The sequence below is a fragment of the Gluconobacter japonicus genome (genome assembly GCF_015244665.1).
GTDB lineage: Bacteria > Pseudomonadota > Alphaproteobacteria > Acetobacterales > Acetobacteraceae > Gluconobacter > Gluconobacter japonicus.
In genome coordinates this window covers 175,778-194,068 of the sequence record NZ_JABCQN010000002.1, presented here as the reverse complement: position 1 = coordinate 194,068, position 18,291 = coordinate 175,778, and the positions used below count along the sequence as shown (strand labels likewise).

The 18,291-nt window shown below is 55.2% G+C and carries 15 protein-coding genes; 8 read left to right on the top strand and 7 right to left on the bottom strand.

Annotated features, from left to right (window positions below; translation table 11 throughout):
- The first annotated feature begins 10 nt into the window (after nt 1-10).
- On the top strand, nt 11-781 hold the full coding sequence (locus HKD32_RS04325) for an alpha/beta fold hydrolase (protein ID WP_010503056.1): 771 nt from the start codon (nt 11-13) through the stop codon (nt 779-781).
- Here HKD32_RS04325 and HKD32_RS04320 read toward each other — a convergent pair.
- Entirely contained in the window at nt 778-1,428 is a 651-nt protein-coding gene (locus HKD32_RS04320; RefSeq protein ID WP_061931378.1) for a DNA-3-methyladenine glycosylase family protein, read from the bottom strand. The genes HKD32_RS04325 and HKD32_RS04320 overlap by 4 nt on opposite strands.
- Before the next feature lie 197 nt (nt 1,429-1,625).
- Here HKD32_RS04320 and HKD32_RS04315 point away from each other — a divergent pair, with 197 nt between their 5' ends.
- The 3 genes from HKD32_RS04315 to HKD32_RS04305 all read left to right on the top strand — a co-directional run bounded on the left by HKD32_RS04315 (nt 1,626) and on the right by HKD32_RS04305 (nt 4,729).
- Entirely contained in the window at nt 1,626-2,738 is a 1,113-nt protein-coding gene (locus HKD32_RS04315; protein WP_061931376.1) for an energy transducer TonB, read from the top strand.
- A gap of 70 nt (nt 2,739-2,808) precedes the next feature.
- The gene (locus HKD32_RS04310) at nt 2,809-3,723 is read left to right on the top strand and encodes a hypothetical protein (protein WP_194257584.1); all 915 of its coding nucleotides are present in this window, start codon (nt 2,809-2,811) and stop codon (nt 3,721-3,723) included.
- A gap of 88 nt (nt 3,724-3,811) precedes the next feature.
- Nucleotides 3,812-4,729 carry a hypothetical protein gene (locus tag HKD32_RS04305; RefSeq protein WP_061931372.1) on the top strand — a complete coding sequence of 306 codons (918 nt, stop codon included), beginning with the start codon at nt 3,812-3,814 and terminating at the stop codon, nt 4,727-4,729.
- Nucleotides 4,730-4,779: 50 nt separating this feature from the next.
- Here HKD32_RS04305 and HKD32_RS04300 read toward each other — a convergent pair whose 3' ends face one another.
- A complete protein-coding gene (locus HKD32_RS04300) occupies nt 4,780-5,799 on the bottom strand; it encodes a glycosyltransferase family 61 protein (RefSeq protein ID WP_228118770.1) in 1,020 nt (339 codons plus the stop codon).
- A gap of 199 nt (nt 5,800-5,998) precedes the next feature.
- Between HKD32_RS04300 and HKD32_RS04295 the strand changes: the two genes are divergently transcribed.
- The 3 genes from HKD32_RS04295 to HKD32_RS04285 all read left to right on the top strand — a co-directional run bounded on the left by HKD32_RS04295 (nt 5,999) and on the right by HKD32_RS04285 (nt 9,663).
- Nucleotides 5,999-6,931: a ribose-phosphate pyrophosphokinase gene (locus HKD32_RS04295; protein ID WP_007284050.1), complete on the top strand. Its 933-nt coding sequence runs from the start codon at nt 5,999-6,001 to the stop codon at nt 6,929-6,931.
- A 27-nt stretch (nt 6,932-6,958) separates the two neighbouring features.
- Nucleotides 6,959-7,561 carry a histidine phosphatase family protein gene (locus HKD32_RS04290; RefSeq protein ID WP_194257583.1) on the top strand — a complete coding sequence of 201 codons (603 nt, stop codon included), beginning with the start codon at nt 6,959-6,961 and terminating at the stop codon, nt 7,559-7,561.
- Between the two features lie 164 nt (nt 7,562-7,725).
- Nucleotides 7,726-9,663 carry a M61 family metallopeptidase gene (locus tag HKD32_RS04285; RefSeq protein WP_194257582.1) on the top strand — a complete coding sequence of 646 codons (1,938 nt, stop codon included), beginning with the start codon at nt 7,726-7,728 and terminating at the stop codon, nt 9,661-9,663.
- Nucleotides 9,664-9,698: 35 nt separating this feature from the next.
- Here HKD32_RS04285 and HKD32_RS04280 read toward each other — a convergent pair whose 3' ends face one another.
- From HKD32_RS04280 to HKD32_RS04270, 3 genes are read right to left on the bottom strand one after another with little or no spacing between them, the layout of a single operon-like run.
- Nucleotides 9,699-12,005, bottom strand: coding sequence for a putative bifunctional diguanylate cyclase/phosphodiesterase (locus HKD32_RS04280; RefSeq protein ID WP_194257581.1), 2,307 nt, complete (start codon nt 12,003-12,005; stop codon nt 9,699-9,701).
- 7 nt (nt 12,006-12,012) lie between these two features.
- Entirely contained in the window at nt 12,013-12,555 is a 543-nt protein-coding gene (locus HKD32_RS04275; protein ID WP_194257580.1) for a methyltransferase family protein, read from the bottom strand.
- A complete protein-coding gene (locus tag HKD32_RS04270) occupies nt 12,555-13,295 on the bottom strand; it encodes an N-acyl amino acid synthase FeeM domain-containing protein (RefSeq protein ID WP_194257579.1) in 741 nt (246 codons plus the stop codon). The genes HKD32_RS04275 and HKD32_RS04270 overlap by 1 nt, the downstream gene beginning before the upstream one ends.
- A gap of 95 nt (nt 13,296-13,390) precedes the next feature.
- Here HKD32_RS04270 and HKD32_RS04265 point away from each other — a divergent pair, with 95 nt between their 5' ends.
- Nucleotides 13,391-13,612 (top strand): hypothetical protein, encoded by a 222-nt coding sequence (locus HKD32_RS04265; RefSeq protein ID WP_010503032.1) that lies wholly within the window; start codon nt 13,391-13,393, stop codon nt 13,610-13,612.
- Nucleotides 13,613-13,663: 51 nt separating this feature from the next.
- Here HKD32_RS04265 and HKD32_RS04260 read toward each other — a convergent pair whose 3' ends face one another.
- Together HKD32_RS04260 and HKD32_RS04255 are read right to left on the bottom strand one after the other, a co-directional pair.
- The gene (locus HKD32_RS04260; protein WP_194257578.1) at nt 13,664-15,175 is read right to left on the bottom strand and encodes an efflux transporter outer membrane subunit; all 1,512 of its coding nucleotides are present in this window, start codon (nt 15,173-15,175) and stop codon (nt 13,664-13,666) included.
- The gene (locus tag HKD32_RS04255; RefSeq protein WP_061931358.1) at nt 15,172-18,282 is read right to left on the bottom strand and encodes an efflux RND transporter permease subunit; all 3,111 of its coding nucleotides are present in this window, start codon (nt 18,280-18,282) and stop codon (nt 15,172-15,174) included. Before HKD32_RS04255 ends, HKD32_RS04260 begins: the two co-directional genes overlap by 4 nt.
- Between the last annotated feature and the right edge of the window lie 9 nt (nt 18,283-18,291).

Here is an 18,291-nt window from a genome sequence, read left to right as displayed (position 1 = left end):
AGGATCATGCATGAAACTCAATGCCATCGAACGTGGGGATGGGCCGGAAACCGTTGTTTTCCTGCATGGTCTGTTTGGAAGAGCCCGTAATCTCGGGTTTCTTCAGCGGGAAGCCTCCCAGACATTCCGGACGATTGCTCTGGATCTCCGCAATCATGGGGACAGCCCGCATGGTCCCGTGAGCTACCCCGCGATGGCACAGGATGTTCTGGAAACACTTGACGATCTTGGGATCGAGCGTTTTTCGGTCGTCGGTCATTCGATGGGCGGGAAGGTCGCCATGATGCTGGCACTGGCTGACCCGGATCGGGTAACACGTCTGATGGTGGCGGATATGGCTCCAGCCCGAACCCAGCAGGGCCATGGGGACATGATTGCAAAACTGGATGCGATCACTTTTCCTTCAGAACTGACACGGAGTGGCGCGCTGGACCTTCTCGAACCTATTACCGGAAGCCGGGCCGTCGCCGAACTGATGGCACAGAATGTCTCTCTGGATGGCGCTCCGGGATGGGCGATCGGATTTGATGAGATTACGCAGGGAATCAGTCTGATTGAAGGCTGGCCCGATAGCCAGGCAGCGCCCTATGACGGGCCAGCCCTGTTTCTACGCGGCGGCAATTCAAACTACGTCCGGCCCGAACATCACGCTCTGATCCACGCTCTGTTCCCTCAGGCCCGGATTTTGACGTTGGAAGGCGCCGGGCACTGGCTGCACGCGGAGCAGCCACGCCCGTTCATTGCGACAATGATGGCGTTCCTGACCGGGCAGGACGTTTAACCCGTAAGTGTGTTGGGGGCGGCTTTCTTGCCCTCTTCCGCAACACGCCAGCAATACCAGGCAAGAGCAGACCTGTGCGGAGAAAAACAAAGCGTTTCGTTCTTGAGATTTTTGGGTTTGGGAGCCGTCTCCATCTTCTTGATCCGTCGCCAGCCTTCCCGCACACCAAAATCATCGACTGGCATGACGTCCGGCCGACCCAACGTGAACATCAGCAGCATCTCTACAGTCCATCGGCCCACACCGCGTAAAGTCACAAGGCGCTGAATCAGATCTTCATCTCCAAGCGTTTCCGCCTCCAGCCGTGTCGGTACCAGACCCTCCAGCCGAGCCTGAGCCACGCCTCGCATGGCGATCTGTTTGCTTGCAGATAAACCGCAGGCCCTCAGTGTATCTTCCGGAAAGGCCAGCAAAACCTCTGGTTCTGGGGGCGGTCCAGTCTCGGACGCTGCGGGCCCAAGAAGGCACAAACGACCGAAAATCCGTCGGGCCGCCGCACCATGAAGCTGTTGTCCGGCAATGGCTCGTAACAGCGCATCATAAGGGTCCTGCCCGTCATCTCCACGCAGACGACAGGGCCCAATTCTTCTGATCGCTACAGCGACATCCGGATCAATGGAAAGAGACGATATGAGAGGGTCTGTCATGACGCTGTTTTTCCTGTGAGGTCTGTGGCGCTTTGTCTCTTTCGTGAATGGCCCATTACTGCCATGATAGCATCAGACGCAACGCCAACCCCCAGACCGGATACCAGCCTGCCGGATGACAAACCCGCCCGCCCTGGTGCACAAAGCCTGGCAATGACGTGCCGCCACCTTCCCTCTTCTGAGTGCGCCCGCCCCCTATGAACGGCAGCGTACCTTCTGACAGCGCCAGATCAGGACGCCGCGAACCCAAACTGTTCGCGGGCAGAACGCGCGCGACCACTACGCCTGCTCATGCGCCACCCGGTCTCCGTTCCCGACTGAGGGATTACGTTCCGCCTGCAACAGCCGTTCGCCCGGTTCTGACGCCAATGATGCGGCCACAGACCATCGTCGAGCCGGGACCTGTCATTCCGTTCTGTATTTCTGCCGGTATTCACGCGGCAGTTCTGTCGCTTCTGCTCACGCAGCATCATGCCATGCATGGATCGCCTGCTGGCAGTGAACCACAGGTCGAGATGGTGTTCGATCAGCCACCATCCAAAAGTAGTATGCAAGGCCCGCGCGCGCATGAAGAAGGAGGGGCACCGCCGCCGCCCTCCCCACAAAGCCCGGAAGAAACCCAGCAGGAGCAGCAACAACCGGATCAGCAGCAATCCACGCCGACGCCAGCCGTCCCCACGCCGGAAACGCCTTCGGCCCCGCCCGTACCGCAGGAACCATCTGCCGAACTTCCCAAGACAGCGCCCAGTCCGGCTCCTGTCACCCCCGGCAATGCGCCGAGCCAGCGGAGCCAGCAGACGACGCCACATAGTCATCGGGCCCATCGCTCCGTCCGGCAGAGCAACAACAATCCGCTGTCTCACCCGATGGACTACTCCTTCGGAGAGCAACCTTCGCCTTATCGTCATCGTCGTGGGCGTCCGGCAGGATCTGGCGGCCCAATCGACATGTCTCTTGGGCCGCTCAGCATGAATGGTGCCATCAACGCGCCTTATCAGACCCGCACCAGCGTCAAAGGCGTCAGCGAAGATTATGGCAGCGAGATTGATCGCTGGATCCGTTCGCATATGTACTATCCGGAAGACGCGGCCCGGGCTGGCGAGGATGGACCGTCTTCCGTCCACGTGGTTCTGGATCGTTTTGGACATGTGAAAACTGTCCGTCTGACGGGTCAGTCTGGCTCTTATTCTCTGGATGCCGCGACCACCGGCATGTTCCAGGGTGCGCATCTGCCACCCGTTCCACCGGACATGAAGGGCGATCACTTCGATATCGACGTGACAATCAATTATATCCTGATCCGCCGTTGAGCCACTGTTTCGACATCGTGGAAGTGTTGCCTTAAGCTTCCCGATGTCCCCTTACCACTCCGGAGCCCCGATGCGCCGTTTTCTGCCTGTTCTGCTGCCACTCTGTCTGGCTGGGTGCTTTGATATGCCCCATCCATTTTCGGACCCCGGCCAGCAGGCCCGGCAATTGGCCACAGCGAATCTTCCTCCCGCCCGTCTGGCAGTGCCTACGCCTGCGGATTCACTCCTTTCAGACGATGCGGCTCAACTCTGGGCCCACGCTCTGGCCGAGGCCATGGTGGCGCAATCCGTTCCAGCAATTGCCCAGCCGAAAAAACCAGGAGACTGGTGGGTAAAAATGAGCGCCCGTACACACAATGCCAGCGTCATTCCGCATTACGTCATCATGACGCCAGAGGGTAAAGCCCGGGCGGAAAGCGACGGGCCTGCTGTCGATATGGCAGGGTGGAGTGCCGGGGATGCCGTGGCACTCAAAGGCGCCGCAACACAGGAAGCGCCGGAACTGGCCAATCTTCTGACCGGCATTCAGGCAGACATGATGCAACAGGATCAGCACAGCCTGATGCACCGTGCGGCACGGATTTATTTCGCCGGCGTCAGCGGTGCCCCTGGCGATGGCGACAAGTCTCTGGCTCGTGCTTTTTATTCATCGCTACCAGATGCGACAAATTCGGTTCAGACAGAGCCCAAAGGTGCTGATTTCACTGTTCGCGGCGTTGTTAAAATCGCCGATAGTGGCTCTCTTGACGGTAAACCAGCCCAACACATCGAAATCGCATGGCACGTTCTCACGCCAGACGGCAAGGAAGCTGGCGCCGCCACACAACTGCACGATATTCCGGCGCACTCCCTTGATAGCGCGTGGGGGGATACGGCCGTCATGGCTGCCGAAGAAGCCGCTGGAGCCGTACGAACCATCGTGACCAACTATTCCGGTCGCGACCACACGCCTTTGCCTGTGGCCAATCCGACAACCAAAAAATAACGCGTCTGAGGCGCTTACAGAAATCTCTGTTTCATAGAGTAACGCTCCGATAAGACTTCGTGGCTTTTAAATGCTTCGGAGTTCTTGCATGCGTTCGATACGGGGTCAGGTTTGTCTGACTATTTTGGGACTATCTGGCCTGACTGGCTCCTCGGCCTTCGCAGAAACGGCTCCAGTGGTCGCTGTAAATCGCGAGATCGGTCTTTCCATCACTGGATCTTTTCAGGACGCTCTCTCTTCCGACACAACATCCTACGTTGGAACCACTTATACGAGTACCGGAAGAACGCGCTCGTATGAAAGCGGGTGGAACAGCGACAGTCGGCGTATCGGATGGACGCCGGGCTTTCGTGCAGACAGTTCTGTCATGTTCGACGCTTTCGGGATCAGCAATCTTTACGCCTCTGCGCAATTTGGGCTGCAGGACGGACAGAGAAATTACAAATATCATTTTGCTTCGCACGCTACTGCCAGTGCTCCCTACACATTCCGTTTTGGAGACAAGGACGACGCAAAAGCGACGTCAACGCGCGGTGAGATTGGAAAGGGCTTCCTGCTGCTTTCCCAGTCGCTGCTTCTGACTCCTTTTGCTCAGGGCGGTTATTTGTCCAGTGGCTTTGACAACTTTGGGGACTTTGGAAATTTCTTTGTGGGAGCAGGCCTCAAGGCGGATTATGCCCTGACTTCACGCCTCGTTCTACGCGGTCGCTTTGGTTGGTCCGCCGTTCTGAGTAGTCACACAGGCTATGACTATGGGCTGAACTCATCAGCACATTCCCTTTGGCAGGGCGGATTAGGCGTTGACTATCGTATGACGCAGCATCTGCATCTGACTGCTGGAGGAGATTATTCCTATACCCACCGTGCGCAGGCTGACGCCAGCAATACCAATGCTTCAAACAGCATCGGAATTTACAGTTGGGGAAGTCTTCCTCATTTTCAGAACCATTCCAGCAGTCTGTCGAATGACCTGACATTGCATGCAGGTCTGGCTTATCAGTTCTGATCAGAACTACGGCGCACGCTCCAAAGTAGTGGTGCGCCGTGTCTCCGATACTACCCCAGGGCGAACTCCACCAACTCGGCCGCAAGCCTTTCAGGGTCAGGAATACGATAATTCATGTGGAAGCCATGGCCTGCCCCCATACGCTCCAACCCTGCAGAATCGTAAAAATACCGGGCATCATTACCGTTAACCATGTCGATCAAACACTGATTGACCCATATATCCGGCCCATGAGCCAGAGTGATGACTCTTCGCTGCGGAAAGAACGCACTCATGTGAAGGCAGGCGTCATTATAGGCGATAACAAGCGGATTTGACGCCCAGAGCTTGAGCTGCTCCCTAAATGTCATCTGATGAGGATGAATGATCCCAATCCCGCGTTCCCGCAGAACGGCCGTCAATGCAGCTTCATTTTCAACCCGGACATTTCCGGTTTTCAAGGTTTCCTGCGAGAAGAACAGAACCCGCCCCGGCTGAACCTGGGCCCCCTCGGGTAACAATTGACGCCCCACATGGTGAGCCAGATCTGCGAAAACAGAATGAACCAGCGAGAGTTCTTCAAACGCAGCGGAAGCTACAGTAATTCTGGGAAAGCGAACAGGAGCAAGAACACGCAGAAAGTTCTGCTCTGTCAGACCCAGTGCTGTCATAATGCTCCGGAAATAATCTTCCTGCATCAGTTCTGTAATGGAATGTGGACTACTGAAAGCGACACGGAGTCCGGTTCTGCGATAGGGCGGCAAACTCCAGAAGCGGGAAAAAGAGTTGATCAGAAAATGTCCACAGGACGATTTATCCAGATTGCCTGCAAAGACATAATCAAAAGCCTCACTGACAACAGGGCATTCCGGGATAGACTGAGCGGCCCGGACACACAGTGGCGTATGCAGCGCTCCTGCCCCGGTATAGATCATGGCTTCTGGGACTGTGCGACCTGAAGGATCAAAAAGTCCCCATTCCGGCCCACTTCCTGGGGGAATAAAGACAGCGTTCCTGACTTCCCGCTGATTGGGAAGGTCCTGAATCAGAAGCTTTCTGCCGACAAAACCCGTACAGTCTTTCAGGGGCATATCTTGACCTTTCCGCAGCATGGAGCGACCTTCGGAAAGGCCACACAGACAGTCTTCTCATGTGTTTCGCCTGCATCTTCCGTCACATCAAGTCTGCCTATCCGCACAAAGAATGATGCAGAACAGATGACAGCGGGGAAGCACACTGTTAGAAAGCGCGCAATTCTCCCCCTGACGGATACCGGACGAGGCCGTTTTCATGAAGATCGTTGCCTGCAACAGTAATCTGCCGCTGGCCCGTGCGGTGGCGAACGAACTGCGGATGCCGCTGTGTAAAACCGTGGTCAAGCGCTTTGCCGATGGTGAAGTGTTTGTCGAGATCCAGGAAAATGTCCGAGGCGAGGATGTTTTCGTCGTGCAGAGCACCTGCATGCCGACAAACGATCACCTCATGGAACTTCTGGTGATGCTGGACGCGCTGCGTCGCGGGTCCGCCAAGCGCGTCACGGCTGTCATGCCGTATTTCGGCTATGCCCGTCAGGACCGTAAATCCGGCCCCCGTACGCCCATCAGCGCCAAGCTGGTAGCGAATCTGCTGACGGAAGCTGGTGCTAACCGTATTCTGACGATGGATCTGCATGCCATGCAGATCCAGGGTTTCTTCGATATCCCGACGGACAACCTTTACGCAGCGCCGCTCTTTGTCCGCGACCTCAAGACACGTCTGCCAGACCGTGAACTGATGATCGTCTCCCCGGATGTGGGTGGTGTGGTTCGTGCCCGTCAGTTGGCGCAGCGACTGAACGTCGATCTGGCCATCATTGACAAGCGTCGTGAACGCGCTGGCGTTTCGGAAGTCATGAACGTCATCGGGGATGTTTCCGGGCGCTATTGCGTGCTGGTGGATGACATCGTGGACAGTGGCGGATCACTCTGCAACGCGGCCAATGCCCTGATGAGCCGTGGTGCGGAAGGCGTTGAAGCCTATGTCACTCACGGCGTTCTGACTGGCAATGCGTGCGAACGCGTGAAAAACAGTCCTCTGAACATGCTAACCCTGACGGACAGCATCCCGGCCACGCAGGCGCTGCTCGACACGCCAAACATTCGCCAGATTACGACTGCTAATCTTCTGGCCCGCGCCATGAGCGCTGTCGCAGACGAAAGCTCGGTCTCCTCTCTCTTCGACTGAGTTTTCCCCAACTCCGAAGGTTTCACTATGCCGAAGATCATTGCCAAGCCTTACTGGTATCTCCGTCATGGTGAAACTGACTGGAATCTCCGGGGCCTCTCACAGGGCCGGACAGATATTCCCCTGAACTCGACCGGCCTGGCTCAGGCCGAGCGCGCCGGACAGGTTTTCTCGAGACTGTTCCACAATGGCGAAAAGCCATTCGATCGGATTATTGCCTCCCCCCTTTCCCGGGCGCTGGTCACCGCTGAACACACCCGCGATGCCATCCACTCAAGCGGAGGGCCTGACCTTCCCCTGATTATTGATCCGGAACTCAAGGAAGTCTGCTTCGGTGTTCAGGAAGGCCAACCCATGGGGGAATGGTACGATCCATGGATTGAAGAGGGATACACTCCTGAGGGCGCCGAAAGCTTTGCCACACTTCAGGCACGCGCGGTGGGGGCTGTGAATCAGACCCTGAGAGAGGGCGGCACACCCCTGTTTGTCGCGCATGGCGCTCTGTTCCGGAGTCTACGCGCCGGAATGGGCCTTCCCGTGAATGTTCGACTGCCCAATGCCATTCCACTTTATCTGACGCCCTCCGAAACCGGATGGTCCATCCTCCCTCATGTTCCGGAAACGGTTTGAAGGCAGGCCGATACTCTAAAATGTTGTCTGGTGAAACAAGACGTTTCTGACGACTGTCTTGGAGGCGATACGTTTGAACGCATGGGGCATATTTGCCCCTTGTGTGTATCGCAGGAGACATTTAGGCCAGAAAGGACTTTGATTTATACACCGGAACTTGTTGTATGATGCGCTTACGCCTTCTGGTCGCACTGACGGCTTTCAGCGGGCTGGTCTCTCCAGCCCTCGCCCAACCACAGCCGGCACCATTACCGCTGCCACCAGCCGTCCCGGATCCGCAGGACAAGCCCTTTCCGGGCACTCTTTCAGTCTCGGTTGATGCCACAGACACCGCACACCATATCATGTCCATTCATGAAACGGTTCCGGTTCCGAAAGAGGCCGTACAGAAGGGCGAAATGATCCTTTTGTATCCTATGTGGATTCCGGGAGATCATTCTCCTACCGGCGTTATTGAACAGCTTGGCAGCCTAAAGGTTCAGTCTGGCGGAAAAACCATTTCCTGGAAGCGCGATAACGTCAATGTCGCAGCTTTCCACATTCCGGTTTCCGCAACCACACCGACGCTGGATCTGCATTTCCAGCTTCTGTCACCCGTGACGTCCGATCAGGGCCGCGTTGTCATGACGCCTTCGATCGTGAATGTGCAGTGGGATCAGGTTTCGCTTTATCCGGCTGGCTATTTCACACGAGACATTACAGTAAAGCCGAGCGTTCTGGTTCCACATGGCTGGCAGATTGGCTCCGCTCTCCGCGCTCCTGCTTACGGCGACGAGACCCATTTCAACGCGACAACCTACAACACACTGGTTGATTCCCCGATTTATGCAGGTCGCTATTTCCGGAAAATCGACCTGACAGGGCCAGACCATGTGCCAGTGGCTCTGAATGTCGTAGCAGATGATCCAGACTCCCTGAATGCCACTCCCGCGCAGATCGAAGCACATAAAAATCTGGTCCGCCAGGCGACGACGCTCTTCGGCTCTCATCATTACGACCATTACGACTTCCTGCTCGCCCTGACGGAAGAGCTGGGTATGATCGGTCTTGAGCATCATCAGTCCAGCGAAAATGCAGCAGCTCCGGGGTATTTCACGGAATGGGACAAGACCTTCCCGGAACGCGACCTTCTGGCGCATGAGTACACCCATTCCTGGAACGGAAAATATCGCCGCCCGGCTGATATGTGGGCACCGAACTTCAATGTTCCGCAGCGCGGGTCCCTACTCTGGGTTTATGAAGGTCAAACCCAGTACTGGGGTAATGTTCTGGCCGCCCGCTCAGGTCTGGTAACGAAAGACCAGGGTTTCGAAGCACTGGCCTACATGGCAGCGACTTACGACAATCAGTCCGGCCGCCTCTGGCGCCCGCTTGAAGACACAACCAACGATCCGGTCATTGCCCAGCGTGCTCCTTTGTCATGGCGCGACTGGCAGCGTTCAGAAGATTATTACGTCGAAGGCCAGCTGGTCTGGCTGGATGCTGATACGCTGATCCGTAAGCTGTCGAACGGGCAGAAATCGCTGGATGATTTTGCCAAAGCTTTCTTCGGCACCAATAACGGCAGCTTCATTGTCAGCCCCTATCAGTTCGATGAAGTTGCTGCGACCCTCAACAGCATCCAGCCTTATGACTGGGCGAAGTTTCTGCATGACCGTCTGGACACGATCCAGCCCCATGCCCCCCTCGATGGCCTGAAGAACGGTGGCTACAAACTTGTCTATACGGACAAGCCAACCGCCTTCATCACAGCCATGGAAGGAATGCGTCACGGTCTGGACCTGACATTCTCTTTGGGAATGAGCGTCACCAAGTCCGGCAAGACCGCTCGCGTTCATTGGATGAGCCCCGCCTTCAAAGCCGGTCTGACATCTGGAGAAACCATTCTTGCGGTCAACGACATGGACTACACCAGCGAACGTCTGCGTCATGCCATTACAGACGCACAGAAAGATCCAAAGCAGACGATCCGTCTGATTGTGAAGTCAGGAGAGCACATCAATACGGTTTCCATCCCCTATCATGAGGGTCTACGTTATCCTCATCTGGAACGTATCGATGGCACAACTGATTACCTGAGCGCTATTTACACACCACGCTAAGGACAGAGTCGGGATGGTTTTATCCATCCCGACTTTCAGCCCGGACTATGATAAGACGCCAGAAGGACCTGTAATTTTGTCGGATTTTGTGGACGTCCGAGCAGATAGCCCTGAGCAAAGGCGATACCGTTCTGCTCCAGCCAACTCAATTGTTCGTCCGTTTCCACACCCTCAGCCACAACGTAAACATTCATATCACAGGCCAGACGCGCAATCGTCCGTACAATGGCTGCAACTTTCTGGGACTGGACAATGTCGCGTGTAAAAGACGCATCAACTTTGATTCCATCCACATCAAAGCCCCGTAGATAAGTCAGGGACGAATACCCGGTTCCGAAATCATCCAGTACCAGCCGAACGCCTCTCGCCCGGATCGCGGCAAGCTGCGTCAGGGTCCGCGTTGTCTCAGCAAGAAATACACTTTCCGTCACTTCCAGAATAAGCCGCTCCGCTGGGAAGGACGTTTGTAAGAGACACTCCTGAATTAAAGCTGGCAGCCGCCCGGAACGAAGCTGTTTCGGAGAAATATTAACCGCCACAGGAAGCGGTACAGGCCATTTCATCGCTTCACTACATGCTGCGTACAGAACATAGGCGCCAAGCTCTTCAATAAGATCGCAGCTTTCTGCTGTCGCAATAAAAGCATTAGGGCCAACCACACCATCCGTTGGGTGCTGCCAGCGAACAAGCGCCTCTACAGAGATTGGTCTGCGTGTAAGGGTATCAAAAATGGGTTGATAATCGAGAAAGAACTCATTTCTTTCCAGAGATTTGGTTAAATCATCCCTCAACCTGATCCGATTGAAATAACTGACTTCCATCCCGGTCTCGAAAAGGCAGCAGATGTTTCGCCGCTCTTTGGCAGCATACAGAGCAAGATCGGATCTTCGGAACAGAAGGTCTGTTGTTTCTCCATGAACGGGAGAGACTGCAATTCCGATGCTGACACTTGGTGCCAGCGTGACCTTTCCGGCGCTGAGCTCTTCATTCAGAGTTCGCACAATATCCTGACTTCGCGCGACCGCTTCCTGTTCATTGGCATCGCGCAAGAGAACCGCGAATTCATCACCACCCAGCCTGCCGATCAGATGATCGGGCCCAATCACGTTCCGAATCCGTTCAGAAAGCGCTTTCAGCATCGTGTCACCCACTGCGTGCCCAAACTCATCATTGATGGGTTTGAAATGGTCCAGATCAACCTGCAACAGCGCAAAAGGATGTTGTTGCACACAGCAATCGCTCATGGCTTCCAGAAACGTTGTTCGGCTCAAAGCGCCTGTCAGATCGTCATGCATTGCCAGATATCGGATGCGTTTCTGTGTTTTCCGCTGTTCCGTAATATCGGATACAACCCCCCGAAATCCTGAAAAACTGCCATTCGGACCATGCACAGGATAACCCGTGAATGTCAGATACCGTTCGTCGCTATCCTGACAAAGGATAACCGACAGATCTTTGAAAGCTTTGCGCTGACGAATGTGATCATCAATACCCCACTGTGCCGGATGTTCAGGGTCCAGCCCCAGCGTGCCCAAAGGGCGCCCTTCGATTTCCGCTGGCGCCGCCTGAAAAAACTGACACATGCGCGGAGTGACATCTCGCAGACGGCCCTCTTCATCTGTTTCCCAAAGCGAGTCCGATACAACCTGCTCGTATTCTCTCAGGAAGACCTGCAAAGTTTCGTGCTGCCGTTGCAGGTTCAGACGACCGATGGAGCGTTCCAAGAACGTCTTGTTCATATAAACGATGCCAATAAAGGCGAAGGCCAGAAACCCGAAGAATGATAGTAATGCGACGTTTTCAACCGGCTGAAGCGTGACCAGCGCAGCAATGGTACAAAACAGGCTGACTGGAACAAAGAAGGCCAGAGCTGCCCGAATTGGCACACCCAGCATTGGCGTTGAGACCAACCCCATAATGAGGCCGAAAACAGCACCTTCTTCACTGGGATGCTCAACCATCATCGCAAAGATATTGACCAACCCGCCCCATACGAGCCCCAGAACGAAAAGAATCCGAATGGATGTCCGAATCAGTGCGTCATGGTCCTGGTTCCGACGCCACTGAAGACTGGCGGCGATCAGAAGAAGATAGAGACAGACAATCGCAATATAGAGCGTGGAAACCAGCAGCCGAAACCCATGCCCGAACCTCAGGGTAAAGAGTGTGCTGCTGCTGATTCCCAGAATGGAAAATAACCAGATGACGTGCGATAGAACCGATGCCTGCTCATGACGGAGAGAGGATGAATTTTCATCACTCTGACTAATCTGAAACAGTTTCCAGATATTAATCAGATATTCGTAAGATGAAATTTTTATCGATTTAATATCGCCCGACATTATTTTCTTATTTTACCCACGGAACTGGAAACAGCATCCAGGATTTTTTCTGATAATCTGCATAAATACCCCCGAAATCTGACTGAATAAAACGGCGCTCTTCCTGATACGCCAGAAAACCATACCAAACGGTAAACAGAATCGCGCCCAGCCATTGCCACGCACCAACGCTCAAAGCCGTACCGATCCAGAACAGGAGATAAGCCAAATAGAAAGGATGCCGGACTATACGATAGGGGCCGGTGCAGTAAAGCTGATGGGGGGCCGCATCATGATGGGCAACATCTGGCCGATTTCTGCGCGTTGTTGCGATGGTCCACCAGAAAAGAGCCAGAGCGGAAACAAAAAGAAATAGTGCCCCTCCCTGTGTCCAGACATCCCCATGAACGGATCTCAGGGAAGCCAGAAACAGACCATAGAAAACGAGACTGCATGCAGACAGAACTTTCATGGGAAAAGGCATTCCATTTCCCATCTGGAAGTGCCCGCGCACGCCCCAGCTGAACGAGAGAAAATTCAGAGCGGAGAGAATGAGAACAAGAATGGACATTATGCGGCTCCTCGCAGCCAAAGGGCGACATTGCCGCCGGAAAGAAGATCTTCGAGACCGTCGGTGGCACTCGTGAATGGATCGATCAGAGGAAAAGAGGCTCGGATTTCGTCATACCGTTGCCGGTTCGATGACATGAGCTGCATGGGACAGTTCAATCCGGGATAAGGACGAAGTTCCGTCTCAGGCTGGTAACCGAGCCGTTTGTAAAACGACACATGGTTTTTCCGGACACAGGCAAAACCTACCTGAGCATGAGACATCATGCCCAGATAACCGGCTATCCGGTATAACAGGAACACAAGCCCCTGATTGTTCTGCGCCTCAGGGCTTCGAACCAGTCGGGTGAGTTCAAGACCTCGTCCTGGCCCACTGGGGGAAAAGGACGCATCCTTGAGAATCCGATTTACGGCTTCGGGAAACGTATCGGCTCCCGGAGAGCGCAGATCACTTCCGGAAACAAGAAAAGACACCCGGACAGAGGCCAGAGGAACATCGTCCCTGTAAATGACCACCGTGCGGCTGTTGGCCATTCCGTCATAATCATCAACGAAGCGACCGCTCTCGTTCGGCTCTATGTACCCTGAGGTCAGATAACTTTCATACCTCAGACGGTATGCGTCTTCGTGGGTCTTAGCATCAACCGCGAGCTTCGCGATATAATCCGGCGAGCTCAGCCGCCGGGGTAATCGGGTGTGAACCGATGCGCCCTGAAGGATTGGGGTAATTTTGAGAGACATCTCTTGTGTGCTCCATGTTGTGGGACACACCAAGAGTATTTGCTGGCTGACCTGCGGTCAGGCATCTTGCAGCCATTATTGTGTGAGGAACCAAGATGGCCGAGTTCGAGCCGGTCAAAACGATACCGGAATTCCGGAAACTGGATGATGCCGACATTCTGGAAGGCTATCTGGACGGCTTCCATGGAACAACGGAGCCGGGGTCTGACAAATCCCCATCATACTGCCATGGCTGGCTAAATGGGCAGGTCGATGCCGGCTTCAGAGATCAATCAGAGGCTCAGAAAGAGCTTGCACAGGCTTTTCAGAACCTCTGAGAAAAGCAGCCCATGACCTGTACGTCGCAAGACTGCTTCCCTTCTGTGTCTTCACCACGGAACAAGTGATTTTCCGAGAGCCTTCTGCGCCGCTGGCGTCATGCCCAGATCATTGCGGTTCCACCACCCACCGCCAAGGGACTGGAACAGGGCAACACTATCCGAATAACGTGTTCCCTGTGCCTGTACCAGCGCAAGCCGCGCCTGGGCATTCGCCTGTTGAGCCTGCAACATCATAAGTTCGCTGACATCCCCGAGACGAAGCTGCGCGTGAGCGATTTTTAAGCTTTGAGTTGTCGCGTCATAAGCACTCTGATTGGCCTGCAAGGCGTCTGCATCGAAATCTAGCGCATGCAAACTGTCAGCCACATCCTGAATGGCAGACAGAACGGTAGCCTTATAGGTCTCGTTCGCCTGCATCAGATTGTCGCGCGCCTGCCGCTCCGCATGAAGCAGGGAACCGCCCTGAAAGATTGGCTGCATCACGGTGGCGGCAATCGTCCAGTTTCCATATCCCGGCTTGAAGAAATCGCTCATCGTACCGACGGCCTGCCCAGGCAGCGCACTAAGTTGCACGTTCGGTAAGCGGTTGGCGATCGCAACGCCGACCTGTGCACTGGCTGACTGGATCTGAGCCTGAGCGGCCCTAACGTCCGGCCGCTGGTTCAGAAGGTCTGACGGCAATGACACTGGAAGCGTCTGAGGCAGAGTGAACTGTTCAAGCCGGAACTCTGGGAGAGGCGAGTTAGGTGCCACACCGACCAGAACGGCCATCTGGTCCCGCGTCTGCGCAAGTTGTAGATTCAACCCCGGAAGTGTGGCTTCAAGCTGCGCAACCGACGCAAGCTGGGACACCATATCCTGCTGGGATGCATCCCCCAACTTCTGACGCTTCGTAATCAGGGCCAGTGTAGATTTCTGAGACGCAATAAGATCCTGCGTCGCGGCAATCTGAGCCCGGATGGAAGCTTCCTCAATCGTGGCATTGACCAGATCGGAGATCATTGTCAGGGCTGTGGCTTCAAGCTGGAACTTCTGGATTTCCGCCTGTGCACCTGCGGCCTCGATGGCCCGGCGCGTTCCGCCCCAGAGATCCGGTACATAACCAACCGTCAGCTGAGCTGTGTGAACGTTATAGAGCCAGGTATTGTTGTTCGGAACCGGTGAGTAAACGCGAGACGTCTTGTTCCGTGTCGGGTTAAAGGATGCCGAGAGGGTTGGATACAGACCGGCCCCTTCGATGCGCCTTTGTTCCCAGGCTGATTTCAGACCTGTCTGCATGGCTTTCAGGGACTGGTTGTTCGCCAACGCCTGTTCGACCAACGCATTGAGCGATGGGTTTTGAAAGATTTCCCACCACTTACCCGGAATATCCACACCGGTCTGGAATGTCTGGGACACACCGGCGCCAGTACCGCCATGGCCAGCCGTGGCCGTGCGCGGAGCGGACTGATAGTTCATACCTTTCGGTAAGTCAGGCTTATGAAAATCCGGACCAACAGCACAACCAACCAGAACCACCAGCCCCAGAAGAGCCGTCGAACCCTTGAGAAGCCGCTTCATGACGGGGCTCCATTTTCTTCAACAGGTTTGGCACGACGGGCATTCCGGCGCTCAACCCACATTTCAAGTTCGCTGAAATAGACCGGAAGCGCAAAGAGCGTAAGAAGCGTGGCAATTCCGAGACCACCCACCACAACCGTAGCCAGTCCACGCTGTACGTCCGTACCAACACCTGTCGCCATGGCGGCCGGCAACATACCGGCACTGGCGACCGTAGCTGTCATAAGCACCGGTCGGAAGCGTTCTCCAGCCCCCATGATTGTCGCAGAACGAACGGGATGACCTTCTGCGCGATGCCGGTTGATGCTGGAGATCATGATGATGCCGTTCTGCACCGCGACACCGAAAAGGGCGATGAACCCAACCGCCGTGGCAATGTTAAGGGTTTCCCCACGCACATGCAGAGCAACAAGACCACCCAGCGTAGCCAGAGGCACGACGCTCAGAATGAGCAGGGCATGACGGATCTTGCCGAACTCAATGAACAGCAGGACCAGCATCATGGCAAACATGATACCCAGAGCAATAGTCAGGCGCTTCTGGGCTCGTTCCTGCTGCTGGAAGGTTCCGGCCCATTCCAGCGTGTATTTTTCCTTATCGTAGTGGACGGATTTCTCAATCTGCGCCTGTGCATCGGCAAGATACTGCGACAGGGGACGCTGACCGTTATCTACGCGGATCGTGATCTGGCGATGGCTCAACTCATGAGCAATGTTGCTCTCACCCATCCGTAGTCCCACATGTGCGACCTGCGACAGGGGAATATAGGCGCCTTCCGCATCCAGCAGAGGCAGCTGGGCAAGACTTTGAAGATCCTGAGCATCTTTACGGGGAATACGAAGCGTCGCGTTGTAGAAGCGATCATCTTCATACACCGTAGAGATCGCCGCATCACCGATGCCGTAGGACACCATATCAGAAATATCGGAGACACTGATCCCATAACGGGCGGCCGCCAGACGGTCTGCCGTCACGGCGATCTGCGGGATCCGAGGCTCCTGGAAGATCGACGCTTCTGCCGTTCCCGGCACCTGATGCAGGACATCCACGATCTGCTGGCCAATCCGGCGCAGTTCCTGAAAGTCGTTTCCGTAAACACGCAGGACGAGCGGACTGTGTGCACCGCCCACCAGATCACTCATGTTATCCTGAATAGGCTGGCTGATACCGAAATCAATGCCCGGCACCTGCGCAAGTCTGGCCCGCAGACGCTTGACGAATTGTGCCTTGTCTTCCCCTGAAGGCCATTGATCATAAGGTTTGAGACCGACGGGCATCTCGATATGAGACGGTGTCCACGGGTCCGTACCATCATCAGAACGACCAAGCTGCGTGATGGCGTAAGACGTTTCCGGAAACTCCCGAACCGCATTCCGCAGTTCGTTGGCAATCTTTTCGCCTTTCTCAAGAGAAATGCCGGTGGGCATCTGCACCTGAATCCAGAGAGCACCCTCATCCAGATCCGGCAGGAACTCGCGCCCGATCGTCATGCCAAGGAAGACGACCGCGACCAACGCGCCAGCACCGCCAATATACGCGATGAATGGCCGGTCGATAAAATGACCCAGCCAATGCGTGTAACGCTCATGCAACCATTCCAGCGGCTTGTTGCGCCAGATATGACGTGGTTTGCGAAGAGCCAGAAAGCTTAGGGAGGGGATCAGGGCCAGAGCGCAAAGCAATGCGCCAAGAAGTGCAAAGCTGACCGTATAGGCCATCGGGCGGAACAGCTTGCCTTCACTGCCTTCGAAGGCGAAGAGCGGGCTGTATGCGAGAATAATAACGAGCGTGGACGAGAAGATCGCATGTCCGGCACGCTTGGCGACAGTCAGAACATCATCCGCATTCAGAGCTTCGGTCGGGCGTTCCTCACGGATGCGAAGGATCGTCTCCATGATAACAATGGCGCCATCCACGATTACGCCGAAATCGACCGCGCCCAGCGAGAACAGATTCGCCGCCATGCCGAAGAAATGCATGAGCGTAAACACGACGGACAAAGCGAGCGGAATGGTGACAGCCGTAACGATGGCACTACGGGGACTTCCCAGAAACAGCGTCAGAATAACGCCAACCAGAAGAATACCCTCGATCATCGTTTCCGTGACCTTATGGGTCGTGGACAGGACAAGGTTATCCCGATCCATGTAAGGAACGATGCGGATATGCTGAGGAGCCAACTGCTTCTGAAGCTTGGCAACGGTCTGATGCAGATCTTCCAACACGACGGACGGGTTCTCGCCGCTCAGCATGGTCACAACCCCTTCGACCATATCGGGGTTGTGGTCTTTACCGAGAATCCCTTCTCGCACCTGATGACCAAACTGGACCGTACCAAGATCACGGATGAAAACAGGCACGCCATGACGCTGGGCGACGACGATGTTCTCCATGTCCGCCAGAGAGTGGATCATGCCGATACCGCGAACGATGTAAGACTGTTCGCCTCGGGAGACCCGGCCGCCGCCTGCATTGATATTGTTGTTGCGGATGGCAGTCAGAACATCTTCCAGCCCCACCGAATAACGCATCAAGGAAGAGGGAGTCAGTACAAGCTGGTACTCACGGGTAAAGCCCCCGAAATTATCCACACTGACAACGCCCGGAACATGCAGCAGTGCCGGAATGACGGACCACTTCTGCACATCCGAAAGCTGCATCAGGTTCTTGTCATCTGATTCCAGCGTATAGCGGTAGATTTCGCCTGTCGGGCCGGAAATCGGACCCAGCGTTGGCTGCGCCCCATTCGGAAGGGCATTGCTGGCCAGAATGGTTTCTACTTGCTGACGCGCCCAGAACACATTTGTTCCATCACGGAAGATCAGTGTGATGAGAGAGAGGCCGAACGTGCTGGTGGAACGACTGTCCGCCACACCCGGTACGCTGGCCAGCATCCGTTCCAGAGGGATTGTGACCTGCTGCTCCATTTCCTCGGCGGCAAGACCAGACTGCTGTGTCGTAACCTGGACACTGACGGCCCCAAGATCCGGGTATGCTTCAACAGGAAGAATGCGCCACGCAAAGCTGCCCATAAGAGCCAGCAGAACCGCAGCGAAGAAAACGATATTCCGGCGCACAAAGCACCAGGCAATGAAACGTTCGATCATGGTGGCTGG

Excerpts from the sequence above, each read along its gene's own strand:
- HKD32_RS04325 (WP_010503056.1), top strand. The coding sequence starts at position 11 with ATGAAACTCAATGCCATCGAACGTGGGGATGGGCCGGAAACCGTTGTT.
- HKD32_RS04320 (WP_061931378.1), bottom strand. The coding sequence starts at position 1,428 with ATGACAGACCCTCTCATATCGTCTCTTTCCATTGATCCGGATGTCGCT.
- HKD32_RS04315 (WP_061931376.1), top strand. The coding sequence starts at position 1,626 with ATGAACGGCAGCGTACCTTCTGACAGCGCCAGATCAGGACGCCGCGAA.
- HKD32_RS04310 (WP_194257584.1), top strand. The coding sequence starts at position 2,809 with ATGCGCCGTTTTCTGCCTGTTCTGCTGCCACTCTGTCTGGCTGGGTGC.
- HKD32_RS04305 (WP_061931372.1), top strand. The coding sequence starts at position 3,812 with ATGCGTTCGATACGGGGTCAGGTTTGTCTGACTATTTTGGGACTATCT.
- HKD32_RS04300 (WP_228118770.1), bottom strand. The coding sequence starts at position 5,799 with ATGCCCCTGAAAGACTGTACGGGTTTTGTCGGCAGAAAGCTTCTGATT.
- HKD32_RS04295 (WP_007284050.1), top strand. The coding sequence starts at position 5,999 with ATGAAGATCGTTGCCTGCAACAGTAATCTGCCGCTGGCCCGTGCGGTG.
- HKD32_RS04290 (WP_194257583.1), top strand. The coding sequence starts at position 6,959 with ATGCCGAAGATCATTGCCAAGCCTTACTGGTATCTCCGTCATGGTGAA.
- HKD32_RS04285 (WP_194257582.1), top strand. The coding sequence starts at position 7,726 with ATGATGCGCTTACGCCTTCTGGTCGCACTGACGGCTTTCAGCGGGCTG.
- HKD32_RS04280 (WP_194257581.1), bottom strand. The coding sequence starts at position 12,005 with ATGTCGGGCGATATTAAATCGATAAAAATTTCATCTTACGAATATCTG.
- HKD32_RS04275 (WP_194257580.1), bottom strand. The coding sequence starts at position 12,555 with ATGTCCATTCTTGTTCTCATTCTCTCCGCTCTGAATTTTCTCTCGTTC.
- HKD32_RS04270 (WP_194257579.1), bottom strand. The coding sequence starts at position 13,295 with ATGTCTCTCAAAATTACCCCAATCCTTCAGGGCGCATCGGTTCACACC.
- HKD32_RS04265 (WP_010503032.1), top strand. The coding sequence starts at position 13,391 with ATGGCCGAGTTCGAGCCGGTCAAAACGATACCGGAATTCCGGAAACTG.
- HKD32_RS04260 (WP_194257578.1), bottom strand. The coding sequence starts at position 15,175 with ATGAAGCGGCTTCTCAAGGGTTCGACGGCTCTTCTGGGGCTGGTGGTT.
- HKD32_RS04255 (WP_061931358.1), bottom strand. The coding sequence starts at position 18,282 with ATGATCGAACGTTTCATTGCCTGGTGCTTTGTGCGCCGGAATATCGTT.